11 protein-coding genes are annotated in these 11,866 nt (G+C 60.6%); 5 read left to right on the top strand and 6 right to left on the bottom strand.

Going from position 1 to position 11,866, the window contains the following annotated elements; all coding sequences use genetic code 11:
* Positions 1-602 precede the first annotated feature (602 nt).
* On the bottom strand, positions 603-1,052 hold the full coding sequence (locus XI08_RS06590; protein WP_271573829.1) for an ImmA/IrrE family metallo-endopeptidase: 450 nt from the start codon (positions 1,050-1,052) through the stop codon (positions 603-605).
* Between the two features lie 80 nt (positions 1,053-1,132).
* On the bottom strand, positions 1,133-1,432 hold the full coding sequence (locus XI08_RS06595) for a helix-turn-helix domain-containing protein (protein WP_271573830.1): 300 nt from the start codon (positions 1,430-1,432) through the stop codon (positions 1,133-1,135).
* Between the two features lie 174 nt (positions 1,433-1,606).
* Here XI08_RS06595 and XI08_RS06600 point away from each other — a divergent pair, with 174 nt between their 5' ends.
* The 5 genes from XI08_RS06600 to XI08_RS06620 all read left to right on the top strand — a co-directional run bounded on the left by XI08_RS06600 (position 1,607) and on the right by XI08_RS06620 (position 5,732).
* Complete coding sequence (locus tag XI08_RS06600; RefSeq protein ID WP_220013297.1) at positions 1,607-1,927, top strand: hypothetical protein; 321 nt, start codon at positions 1,607-1,609, stop codon at positions 1,925-1,927.
* Positions 1,908-2,348 (top strand): putative metal-binding protein, encoded by a 441-nt coding sequence (locus XI08_RS06605; protein ID WP_220013296.1) that lies wholly within the window; start codon positions 1,908-1,910, stop codon positions 2,346-2,348. The genes XI08_RS06600 and XI08_RS06605 overlap by 20 nt, the downstream gene beginning before the upstream one ends.
* Positions 2,345-2,806, top strand: coding sequence for a Mov34/MPN/PAD-1 family protein (locus XI08_RS06610; protein WP_271573831.1), 462 nt, complete (start codon positions 2,345-2,347; stop codon positions 2,804-2,806). Before XI08_RS06605 ends, XI08_RS06610 begins: the two co-directional genes overlap by 4 nt.
* On the top strand, positions 2,803-4,140 hold the full coding sequence (locus XI08_RS06615) for a ThiF family adenylyltransferase (protein WP_271573832.1): 1,338 nt from the start codon (positions 2,803-2,805) through the stop codon (positions 4,138-4,140). The genes XI08_RS06610 and XI08_RS06615 overlap by 4 nt, the downstream gene beginning before the upstream one ends.
* Before the next feature lie 101 nt (positions 4,141-4,241).
* Complete coding sequence (locus XI08_RS06620) at positions 4,242-5,732, top strand: phospholipase effector Tle1 domain-containing protein (RefSeq protein ID WP_271573833.1); 1,491 nt, start codon at positions 4,242-4,244, stop codon at positions 5,730-5,732.
* A gap of 124 nt (positions 5,733-5,856) precedes the next feature.
* On the opposite strand, the gene XI08_RS06625 is transcribed toward XI08_RS06620, so the two are convergent.
* The 4 genes from XI08_RS06625 to ku form a co-directional block, all read right to left on the bottom strand.
* Complete coding sequence (locus tag XI08_RS06625) at positions 5,857-6,663, bottom strand: hypothetical protein (RefSeq protein WP_271573834.1); 807 nt, start codon at positions 6,661-6,663, stop codon at positions 5,857-5,859.
* A 2,101-nt stretch (positions 6,664-8,764) separates the two neighbouring features.
* On the bottom strand, positions 8,765-10,054 hold the full coding sequence (locus tag XI08_RS06630) for a DEAD/DEAH box helicase (RefSeq protein WP_271573835.1): 1,290 nt from the start codon (positions 10,052-10,054) through the stop codon (positions 8,765-8,767).
* A gap of 215 nt (positions 10,055-10,269) precedes the next feature.
* The gene (locus tag XI08_RS06635) at positions 10,270-10,626 is read right to left on the bottom strand and encodes a hypothetical protein (protein WP_333927077.1); all 357 of its coding nucleotides are present in this window, start codon (positions 10,624-10,626) and stop codon (positions 10,270-10,272) included.
* Between the two features lie 188 nt (positions 10,627-10,814).
* On the bottom strand, positions 10,815-11,738 hold the full coding sequence (gene ku / locus XI08_RS06640) for a non-homologous end joining protein Ku (protein ID WP_271573836.1): 924 nt from the start codon (positions 11,736-11,738) through the stop codon (positions 10,815-10,817).
* Between the last annotated feature and the right edge of the window lie 128 nt (positions 11,739-11,866).

Consider the following 11,866-nt stretch of genomic DNA (forward strand, 5'->3'; position numbering starts at 1 on the left):
GCACAACTGAGCCCTTGAACAGATCATTATCAGAGGTGGGCTATCAGGGGTTCGAATCCCACTCTCTCCGCCACCGATCTTCGACAGCGCAGAGTCCTTCAAATATAAGCGTTTCTCGAACCGGTGTCATTTGCACGGTGGAGCACCCCAGTGGAGCACTCTCCACCTATCTTTTGCCACGCGTTGCGGGGTTTTTCGACTGAAAAATCGCTCAAGGGTTAGCGTTAGTTGCCAAGGCGGTGGCAGCTCCCGAAATTGCAGCTAGACGGGCCCGGCATCCCAGCGCGAAAGACGAACGAAATCGTGGAAGTCGCAACTGGGAGCGGGACACACGACGCTAGGGTGCACGGTACCATCGGCATCGATCGAGTGGCCCTTGAGAATTATGCCATGCCCGTTTGGGCAAGCGAATTCTGCCTTGAAGCGCCTGACCGTCGCCGGATGACAAGGTTTCCAGTGCATCGGCGGAGGCTCACTGGCGCCCTCGTAGCGCGGAACATCAAGTCTCGGCCGCGTCCAGCGGCCGCTTGACGGCTGGTGCGTAGGAGAAAGGCTCGCCTTTCCGAAAATTCGCGACAGCAGCGATCGCAACCACCGCAGCATCATGATCTCTCGCCGAACAGGTTCATCAGCCTGAACGTCATCGCCTGTCGGCTTACTTCGTAACGTCGCGCAAGGGCAGCAATCTGCTCCTCGTCTTCGATGTCGAGCGTCAGCTTTTTGGCGTCGCGCAGCAGGAAGTCGCGCGGCATCAAGAGTTCGGCGGCAAAGGCGTTCGCTTCGATTTCCTCGACGTCCTCGGCTTTTGACGATTCACTAGACCGCAGGTTTACGCGGAAGTGCTTGTCCACGCGGACCTCAATGCCGTCATGTAATAGGAGGTGGCCTAGCTCATGTGCGATCGTGAATCGCTGCCGTTGTTCCGGCTGCTCCTTGGCGACGGCGATCACCACCATCAGGTGCTTACGGACCAGTAGACCGGAGATTTCGTTGTTGAAGTCGCGATACTCCACCACGGCGCCGGCCGCTTTGGCTAGGCGCTCGACCGGCACAGAAGGCCGCTCAATGCCGTTCTCAGCCAGGAGCTCCGCCGCGCAGCGGCGGATTCGATTATACCGCGGTCGCAGCGGTCTCACCGTTCACCCGCTTTGATGAGGGTTCGCTCCAGATAAGCCGTCACCGTCGGCATCCGCTTGAGCTCGCTAGGCGGGCGGACTACGGGCCGCGAGTCCTCATTGACGCCCGTAAGCAGCACGTCGGCAGAGACATCAAGCGTCTTGCAGACGCGCTGGAATTGATCGATCAGCAGGCGCTGGCGCCCCCGCTCGATATTGGTGACGGAAGTGCGCGACAGGCCGAGACTTTCGCCAAGCTCGGCCTGGGTCAGCCGCAATTCCTCCCGGCGACGTCGGATGGAATCGCCGAGCTTCACGTAGAATTCGTTGGGTGTGATCATCTCAATTTTTGCGGTGGGCGGTTGGTAGCCGAATCGTCCCGCATTCGCGGGGCGAAGTCAACCAAGTTGACATCAAGCAGGGGTACCAAGTTGACAGTATTCCCAGTTAGTATTAATGTCTAGGGAATCAACCCTCCGCTGGAGATAGCCATGACGGTTCTCGAACACGACACTGAACGCGCTGGCCACCATCACGATGACAAGCCGATCGCGGTGGCCGTCATCACGCCCAGTGGATTCTATCCAGACGCCAACGACTACAACCGCTCCTATCGCGGCGAAGTCGTCGCTCACGTCCTCGAGCGTGCGAAGATCAAGCTCGAACTCACCAACACCGCAGACTGGGTGGCGGAGGTCGAAAATCGCCCGATCGATCCTTCCAAGACTTTCGCCGAGAACGATCTGCATGGCATCGTCGAGATCGAATGGCACAAGCCGGAAGGGGGCGGCGGTGCATCCGGCAGCCTCTAAGGCCAAGTTCGACGCCGAGGTCGCGCTGCTGACGCCAGACTACCTCCGGATCAAGGGGTGGAGGCTTTGGTCGGCGGTATTTCCGGTGCTCGATCTCACAATCGAGGCGAAGCGTTCGCTTCGCCTCCGCCTCGATTGCGGAGGCTGGAACGAGGCGCCTCCCTCGGTCGCGCTTCTGTCGCCTGAGGGCGCGTTCCTGACCGAGGCGGAAGTGCAGCCGCTCGCCGGCTCGATCTTCAATCAATCGGCGCATGAGCAGACCGGGCGTCCGTTTATCTGCATGCGCGGGGTGCGCGAATACCACACCCATTCAAGTCATCGTAGCGAAGTCTGGGACACCTACCGCGGCGAGGACGGCATGAACATTCTCGGCATCGTCACCCAGATTTCCCGCGCGCTGCGCAAGATCGTTGGCGCATGACGCTCCTCGTCCCTAGGGAAATCGTCGCACGCACGATCGACATTCTGCGACGCGGCGGCGCCGAGGAATGCGAAGCCGTCGTGTTGTGGCTGGGCAGCGGGCCCCGCGGTGCGGAGCGGATTGCGGAGGCGTACCGGCCCGATCAGATCGCCGACAAGGTTTTCTTTCGGATCCCCCCGGCCGCGATGAAGGATTTGATGGGGCACCTGCGACGCACCCGCCTGCACGTCACGGCGCAGGTGCATTCTCATCCCGGCAGGGCCTTCCATTCCGAAGCGGACGACGAATGGGCGATCGTTCGCCATCGCGGCGCTTTATCGTTTGTCGTCCCCCGCTTCGGCGCCGGCAGCACGGTCGCGAACTTCATGGATCAAACCGCGATCTACCGTCTCTCCGACGACGACAGGTGGATCGAGGTTCCGGACGAGGAAGTGCTGCATACCGTGGAACTCGCATGATGCTGAACGCCACCGAAGAAAATCGTAAGGCTTTGGCCAGCCTGCTCGGCATCGATGAGGAGGAGGCTGCCGAGAAGTTGCAGACCAAGGTCGCCGTCACCGTCGCCGATCCTGCAGGCGCGGCCTTCGCCGCGGATTTATCGGAACTGATCGGGAAGACGCTTCAGCTGGTCGACGCCGATGCAAACACGGACATTGAGATCACGGTCGGCGGCCCGGCATCGACCGGCGCGCCGGTCAAGATAACCGCCTCGATGCTCAGCGACGGATTGACCGTCGGCGGTGGGATAGTGCGGCCCGAATGGTCGACGGTTCCGAGGTTCAACGAGCGAATCTGCGCGTGCTATGCCGCGGGCGTGGTCATCGCGCGCGCTATCGGGAGATCCTGCCCCGATCCGTTCGTCGTCGATTTCCGCGCGCTCGGCATTCCAGACGGCCATGCACCGATCGTATTCGACGATGACGCACTGGCCGGCTGCGGCGGCGTCGGGACCGCGTTTTTGTGGGCTCTACAGGCCGTGCAGACCTCCGGCACCCTCACCGTCGTCGATGGCAAGAACGTCTCGGACGGCAATCTGAACCGCTGCTTCTTCTACAAGGGCGACGATGTCGGCAAGCCCAAGGCGGAGCGGCTGGTCGCGCGCGCTGTGCTCGACGAAACGGTGTTAGAGTCGTTCGTCGGAACGTTTCATGATCTTCTGCTGCAACGCGGGCGGATCCGGCGGGTCTTCGTCACGGTTGACAGCCGCCCAGCGCGGCGTTCGATCCAGGGCGACATGCCGCTTGAGGTTTTCGATGCTTCGACTACCGACGTAACGGCCGTCGTCGCGCACCATCACCGGCAGCCGACCGCGAACGCCTGCCTGTCCTGCATCTACCCTCACATCCCGGAGGAGGATGCGCGCGAGCGCGACATCGCGCAGCTGCTCGGCCTGACGCTCGATCAGGTAAAGCGGAGAACCGTGGATGAGGACATGGCTGCCGAACTGTCCCGAAATTTCGGTGAGCCGGCCGCCGCCTTTTTCGGCAAGTCTATGGACAGCCTGGCAAAGGCGCGCTGCGGCTCCGCGCCAGTGACAACGGCGGGCGGCAGACAGGCCCTGGCTCCCTTCGCCTTCGTGTCCAGCCTGGCCGGATGCCTGATGGTGATCGACCTGATGCGGAGCCTGTCGACGAAAGATTTGCCGCCCACCAACTATCTGCACTTGGATCCATGGCGGCCGCCGACTCCGGTACGCAGGCTCAGGGGACGACGCAATCGCTGCGAATTCTGCGGCGACCCGGAGTTGAAGGCGGTGTTCGCCTCGTTGTGGGATATCACGGCCGGTTTCTGACGCGTCGCGCCTTGGGCATCGACCAGACGGCGCCGCCCGGCCGCTACACGATGGACGACGCCGACGTCACGCGGAGATGAACCGAGGGCACCGAAGACCGCGTGCTGCCTGAGTTGTGCCGCCAATTGTTCGACTGCGTATCCTTCGTTTCTTTTCACGCGCTGACCGGCGAGGCCGACATGCCAAAGAATATTTTGATCTTCTCGGACGGTACCGGACAAGCCGGTGGGCTTCGTCCCGACGAGAAACGCTCCAACATCTACAAGCTCTACCGGGCGACCCGCTGCGGCCCCGACACCGCGATCGATCCGCACGAGCAGCTTGCGTTCTACGACGCGGGGCTCGGTTCACGGCCGCCGGGCGGCGCGTTGTTCGTCACTCGCGCCTACCGCTGGCTGCACAACTTGGCGAGTCGGGCGACGGGGCTCGGCATCACCACCAACATCATCGACTGCTACGCCGCCATCATGCGGATGTGGGAGCCTGGCGACCGGATCTTCCTGTTCGGCTTCAGCCGCGGCGCCTACACCGTGCGATGTCTGGCGGCCGTGCTGGGACAGTGCGGGGTGCCGACGACGATGGACGATGGCACTCCGCTCCGACGCGACGTTGGTACGACGACCGGCATCGCCCGTGAGGCCGTGAAGAAGGTCTACCAGCACGTCAGCTCGCCGAAAGATGCCGACTATCTGCCGCAGCGCGAGGCGCTGGCGAAGCGCTTCCGCCAGACGTATCGCAGCGACACCGCCGACGCGTCCAACGTGGTGCCGTTCTTCGTCGGCGTCTTCGACACGGTGGCGTCCCTCGGCAGCTACGCGCTCTCAGCGGCGTTGGTCGGCGCGTCGGCCGTCCTCATCGCTGCATTGAGCTACCTGCAGTCGTTCTTCCTGTTTCCCTTCGCTACAACCTTGCTGTGGACCGCCGCGGTCGCGGTGGCCATGGGCGGCGTCGCATATGTTGCGACCCACGTGAAATACGCCGTCGGCCTGCCGGGCTATTCGTGCTGGCAGACGTTGCATCTGGCTTCGCCGAAGATGAGGTTCTACGACCTGAACCTGAACAACGCGATCTGGTACGCACGCCACGCCATGTCGATCGACGAGAACCGCGCCGACTTCGCGCGCGTTCCGTGGGGAGGGTCGCACAACGAGGGGCCGCAGCGTCCCGACGAATACCCGGATTGGCTGCAACAGGTCTGGTTTGCGGGAAATCATTCGGACATCGGAGGTAGCTACCCGGAAAACGAGGCGCGCCTATCCGACATCACGCTCGGATGGATGGTGCACGCCGCCAGAAATCTCCCCGACGACAAGACCCCTGACGGCTTCGGCATCAAGGTAGACGATCGGTACATGACGCTACATCCGGACCCGCTCGGCCCGCAGCACGACGAACGCGAACCAGGTTATCTGAGCGGGCGCTTCAAATGGACTGAAGGCCTGCGCCAGGTCCAAGACGAGGCAATCCTGCATTCAAGCGTTCTCGCGCGCTTCTCCGCCCCCGAGGGTGTTCAACACTTCTATCAGCGCGCGGCCTATCGACCGCCGAACTTGAGCAGGCACCAAAAGGTGAAGCAATATTATACACAGTGATCCCAGCAAGCGATGGATCGTAGCTCGCCGATATGAGTGGGCGCTTCAATGCTCACGAAAGATTGCCAAACGCGGATGCAGTGTGGCGTGCAGACGGTAGAAGGGATGCGTGAAGAGAGCGCGATCAGCGTGCTTCCTGCCGCCGTAAACATTTCCGCGCGCGCCGCCGGGCCCTGGCTTTAGGCCGCCCCTGTCTTCTCGCGCGCCGTTGCAGCAACGCGTTGAGCCGTGCTCGCCTGAGCGAACCACTGTCATGACGAGATAGGGGCGAAAATATCTTCGGATTGGAGACAGTTGAGTACAACTTGAACTGATTCCAGAAGGTGATTTCGTACAGATCGCCAGCGCCAGATCGCGCCCTTCGAACAACAAGACCCGGTTCTCTCTTGAACTCCTGGCCGGCCCTATCGAGCATTGCCTTTACTTCTTTCACGTCTTCGTCCTTTACCATGAAGGACTCGATCTTCTGGCTGGATCCGATAAAGGCGTGATCTTCGCGAAAAGTAATGCCGCGGACAATTTTCTCGGTCATCGCCGGCAGGCTCTGTTCCGGTATGCTAATTCCGAGGTGCTCTTCAAGGGGGCGATCCCATCGCTCTCCCAAGCCGGGTATCACATTCTTTCCCTTGAGCTCCTCGCCTTTGTACATCTCGCGTAGGATCTTCTTTGCCCGCGCGTCGCGGGCCGCTGCGTCACCCTCGCTCTTGGCAGCGTCAGGGTTGATGGCGCGCAGTGCCTTCTCTGCAAGTCCGGCTGAAGCGGGGTTGTTTGCGTCGAGCGTCAGCCCTAAGCGGCCAATTAAGTCCCGCTCAAGCTTTCCATAGCGGTCATTACAGGCGATGCAGGATGGAATCTGCCATTTTTCTAGGTCGGCCGGCGTCGAGTCGGGGTACCACGACCGCGGGAACACGTGGTCCGAATTGAGGTCCATGCCATTCTTAAGGCAGTGGACGCAGCGTCCCTTCCTAGGTTTCTTTGCCATGTTTCATGTTCGCCGTTGGAGAATCATCAGTGGCAGAAGAGCAGAAGGCGCGCGCCGGCTCTGGCACACGCGGTTCTCAGTCCATCCCAATGCATGAGCAATTGCCGCAATCTGTTGTCGATCGTGTCCGCCAGAATGTGACCGGCGACCACGGCCCGATCGATGGTATTTCCCGCGACGATCCAAACTTCCCGATCGTATGTCGGATTCCCGCAGGCCGCGGCTAAAGCGTCGGATATCTGCCGAGGGGTTAAACCCTTGGAGTTGCGGAAGATGCGATCTCGGCCGGCCAGCGTCCGCTTGTTTGCCTGCACGTCTTTGGTCCACCTGTCCGCCTTCCAATTCCCAACCGGTGCGTAGCGCGCAAGGAAAGCCAACGAAGCGGTCGCCTGTCGTCCCACAGCCTGCAGTGAATCTACGTTGTAGACGTTGTCGCCCTTCTTGTTCACCTTGGCGTGGATGAACGAGATCTTCTTTTGGTCCGGGTCCAGTGCGATGAAATCTGCGATCTCCTTGGAATCGTCGTCGCAAACGATGAGCGGATACGGGCCGAGGCGCGCGCCGAATTCCTGCCACCGCCTGTGAAGCGCGGCCTTGTTGCTAGTGTGCACGATCGCGTCGACTGCCCCGAAGATCGATTCTGCATGCCACCGACCCATGTCCGAGTAGAAATCCTCGCCTTTTTCGCTCTTTGCGTCGGCCAGCACTTTCACCGAGTGCACGTCGTCGAGGATTGGCGTGCTCCCGTCGGGCAATTTGTATGTGATGCGCGGTTCGAAGAATCTCTTCTCGGCGTACACGACGTTAGGTTCGGTCACGAGAATTCGAAAACTTTGCTGTCCCGAAATTCTCTGACTTGCCGTTTGCGGATGGGCTCTGTCGCCCGTTTCCTTTGCTCTGAACAGATCATTCAGGGCGTCGCTGTGGAAGCGGTACCTCTTTGTTTCGTCGTTGTAGCTGATGTTGCACAGTGTTTGTTTGCCGAGCACTTCGACCGCGAAGTTACCTTCCGCGTCGACCTCGGCGCATACGTCGTCGTGATCGATATCGGGATCCGCCGCGAGCGTCCGCGCTTCGGAATGAGAGTCGGTATGCTCGAGGAGCTCGTCGCGAGAGAAGCTCAACAGAATGCTTTGAGGCTGTGCGCCATCCTTCGTGACATCGTCCCGTATGAGCGCGTAGCGGTCGAAGACTTGGCTGCGGACGGCCGTGCCCCCGAGTTGCTTCGCGATCGAAGCGGTCCATGATATATAGTCCGCAACCGCCAAGCGTCGTTCGGTGGAATCCCGAAAGCGCGCGTTGGCGAAGCCGACATAGCGCCCGCGGCCGTCGACAAACCCCGAAGCTGCCGTAGGGACCAAGTGGGGATCCAGCAGGTCGGTAAAGGTTGTTTCGAAGGCCCGTGTACGAACTGCCAACGTCCGGATGGCCTGTTCGGACATGTCGAGGGACCCAAATGACATTCGTGTGAGTCGCGAAGCGGAGCCGCGTGGGAACGCCTGCTCAAGCGTTCGTCTGGAAGCCACCCCCAGACCGAGTGCTTCCATGTCCAGCACATTGCCTTCGGTGTCGTGCGCCATGACAAAGTCTTTGTGCTGCACGGCTATGAAGACGCCGAGCGTCCACTCCGAGAAGAATTTGTCGATCAGTAAGGGCGAATTCCGCCATGCGTAGTAGCTGAAGCCCAGGCAGTTCGCTGGGAGCCCTTCGATCGGGACGATTTTGAATCGATCCTTCTCCATCAGTGCATCTTCCGCCGCTTCCGACAGTTCGGCGACGGCACGTGAGGGATTGGCCCACTTGAATATTGCGGTGCTCGCAGGTATCTGCAGGTCGGTCATCGTCAGGGGCGAAGCGGGATCGAAACGTTCTCGGAAATCGCCGCCGATGTACTGATTGTCCGGCATGTATTTCAGGAGACGGTCGGGCAAGGCCGTTTCGTTCGCCACAATGTTTCTGGTTTCTGCTGCGCAGTAGGCTTCGTAGGACTTGTAGCGATTCCATGTCGCCTTGATGCGTGCCGCGTTTGCGTTGCCTGCAAGAACCCAGGCTATTTGTTTACGCGTTCGCCCGGGGCTCGTTCGTACCACCCGCCCGATTTGCTGTACGAGTTGGCGGCCGTTCGTGTGCAGGTCGTAAATAGCGACCGCGACGAAGTCGGGGTTATCGACGCCTTCCATAAGCTTGAATTGATGTAACCAGAACTGCGCGTCGGCGCATTCATGCATCGCGCGTCGTACGCTCTGGAACCTTCTGGGGTATTGCCGCCCTTCGCGCGGTCATGGACGAGCGCCGACTTGGTGCCGAACACCTGATCGACCTTGCGTTGCAGGCTCTGCAGCGTGTCGAGATCGTCGGCTCGAATCATGATTTTCGGCGTATTCGTCCACGCTTTTGCTTGAGCAAGCAGGGCGGGAAGTTGCCGTTGAAGACCGTTGACGGACTTGTCGCTTGCCGCCCCACCGCCGCGCGGCTCGACCACGACGGGTTCGACGTCCCTGATTACATGAGCCGCCACGGCGTCGCCGTGCGGATAGTTGAAGACAAACTGACCTCTCACCCGGAAGGATTTGAAGTCGTTGCGATAGGGCGTCGCGCTTAGCAGCACCGTGGGTCTATTGAGCTCGCGAACGCCCTTCGACCAGGAGATGGCCGGTTCGTAGTGGCCCTCATCGACCAGGATCAGGTCGAAACCTGCGAGCAAGGCGAGCACATTCCGCGCGGCCTGGGCTCTTGCCGCTCGTTCTGGCCTTGGGTCTCGAGCTCGCCGGCGGATCATGTCCAAGGCTTGATATGTGCCGATTAGGATCGATCTGTTGGCTGCTGGTACGTGTTGCAGAATGGCGTCGGCTCGGCTCGGGAGGAGCGTCTCGACGTAGGTTTCCTGCAGGTCCGCGCCCATGGACGACGCTTCGGCCGTGAAGGTCTGGCCCTCATTTACGGTGTAGCCGAGATGCTTCCAGAATCGAAAGCGGACGTCATCTCTCATCTGCGCGACCAAGGACCCGCGCGGTGTAAGTACAAGTGTTCGCTTGACCGAGGGAAGGCAGCGAGCAAGGACCGTTACAATGCCGGACTTGCCGGTGCCGGTGGGAAGTTTGAGGAGCGCGGCCTCCTTAAGGTTTGGCCTCTCGGGCAAGTGAGGATCTGCGTCGATGTAGGCGGCCACGGTTTCGATCGCTCGGCGCTGATGCTCGTACAGCGTCGGTTTGGCACCTTCCCAAAAGCGGTACTTTTGGAGGTGACGCACCATTGCTCCGTAGGAGTTTTTGTCTACGGAGGCGGCGACCTCGTCGTCTATCGATGTGCGTAGATCATGAACGAGATCGCGAATTCCCATTAAATACCTTTCGATACAACGCGGGTCGCATCTAACCAAGAACTTTATGTTCGGCTAGTATCGGTCGTTTCTGAACTTAATTCGCGGGCGGGTGGCGCTCAATTGAGTAGTTAGTATACATCAACCTAGGCGAGATACTTGAGGAGTTTGTCAGGTTGGCCGTTGCTGCTCGCCGCGGAGTAAAAAAGGGATTTTCGTGAAGGTGTCCTCGTCGGCTATGCAAGAGGCTCCAACTCGACGGTTTTCCAGTCCGGCTTTGAGCCGAGATCGAGCAGCTTGCCTATCGTCGAGACGTAGAGATCGAAGCTGTCCTGAAGGATCGCATCAACGGTCTTTCCGCCGCGAGGCTTCAGCGAGCCTCCATGCGTGGCCTGGTTGCGGAGTTCGTAGAGTGATGCGATCGCCTGCCGGTTCGACGAACGCACGTCGACAGGACCGCCGACGAGTTGAGCGGTCCTGACGCTCACCTTCCAACTCGGCGGAGCATTGTCACCCTGATCGCTCAAGGCAATTTCGAAAGAGAGAGCCAGATCCAGGACTCGGTCGATCGGCTGTTTGCGAGATTGGCTCAACCGGAATCTCTCCATAGACCGAAGCAGCCGCGATTGTTGCTCGTTGTCCAGACGCCCATATTTCTCGACGCTCGCGGATATCCGATCGCCGTCGGGAGGCTTCCGTCATTGCAGAGGCTTCCCTCATATCCATGCGATCCTCCCATTCGTTCGTGATGGCAATCGTCCCAGACGACGGAGTGGAGGCGTTAGGCCGACTTCCGCTGGGACCTGGCCGCCGGCTTCTTCGCCGCCGCCTCCTTCGGCTTCTTGCCCTCGATAGGCATCAGCATTTCCTTCTGCCCGGCGGATGCCTTGCGCCCCTTCTTGCCGGGCTTCTCGGCTTTCGCCGGCGCGGCCTCCTGACCCACGCTCCGCCGAAGCGCCTCCATCAGATCGACGACGTTGCCTGTGGTCGGCTTGGACTTCGGCGTGATCGGCTTGCCGGCCCGCTTCTGGTTGATGAGCTCGATCAGCGCGGTCTCATAGTGGTCCTCGAACTTCTCCGGGTCGAAGCGGCCGGCCTTTTGGTTGACGATGTGCTTCGCCAGATCGAGCATGTCCTTGGTGACCTTCACATCCTGAATCTCGTCGAAATATTCCTGCTCGCTGCGTACCTCATAAGGATAGCGTAGCAGCGTCCCGACCAGCCCTTTGTCCAATGGCTCCAGGCCAATGATGTGCTCGCGGTTGGTCAGCACCACCCGCCCGATCGCGACCTTGTTCATCTCTCGAATGGTCTCGCGGATAACCGCGAAGGCGTCGTGCCCGACCTTGCCGTCCGGCCGGATGTAATAGGGGCGGATCAGGTATCGCGGGTCGATGTCGGCCTTGTCGACGAACTCGTCGATCTCGATGGTGCGCGTCGACTCCAGTGCGATCTCCTCGAGCTCCTCCTTGGTCACCTCGATGAACTGATCCTTCTCAAGCTGGTAGCCCTTGACGATGTCCTCGTTGGGCACTTCGTCGCCGGTGTCGGCGTCCACCTTGAGATACTTGATCCGGTGGCCAGTCTGCCGGTTGAGCTGGTTGAAGCTGATCTTCTCGCTCTCCGACGTGGCCGGATAGAGCGCCACGGGGCAGGTGACGAGCGAGAGTCGCAGGAAACCTTTCCAGTTCGCGCGGGGGGCCATGGGTACGCAACGCTCCAGGGTACGGGACACGGACTCAAGACGAACGGGGCGGCGCGGTTCCGACACCGCCACGGGCCGTCCACGGAATTCCGCCTGCCCCTGCAGCGGCGCCCGCGAAACAGAGCGCC

Origin of the sequence: Bradyrhizobium sp. CCBAU 11361, from assembly GCF_028128935.1 — a bacterium.
Lineage (GTDB): Bacteria > Pseudomonadota > Alphaproteobacteria > Rhizobiales > Xanthobacteraceae > Bradyrhizobium > Bradyrhizobium niftali.

Coding starts and splice junctions, on each gene's coding strand:
- XI08_RS06600 (WP_220013297.1), top strand. CDS start 1,607: ATGACGGTTCTCGAACACGACACTGAACGCGCTGGCCACCATCACGAT.
- XI08_RS06610 (WP_271573831.1), top strand. CDS start 2,345: ATGACGCTCCTCGTCCCTAGGGAAATCGTCGCACGCACGATCGACATT.
- XI08_RS06615 (WP_271573832.1), top strand. CDS start 2,803: ATGATGCTGAACGCCACCGAAGAAAATCGTAAGGCTTTGGCCAGCCTG.
- XI08_RS06625 (WP_271573834.1), bottom strand. CDS start 6,663: ATGGACCTCAATTCGGACCACGTGTTCCCGCGGTCGTGGTACCCCGAC.
- XI08_RS06630 (WP_271573835.1), bottom strand. CDS start 10,054: ATGGGAATTCGCGATCTCGTTCATGATCTACGCACATCGATAGACGAC.
- ku (WP_271573836.1), bottom strand. CDS start 11,738: ATGGCCCCCCGCGCGAACTGGAAAGGTTTCCTGCGACTCTCGCTCGTC.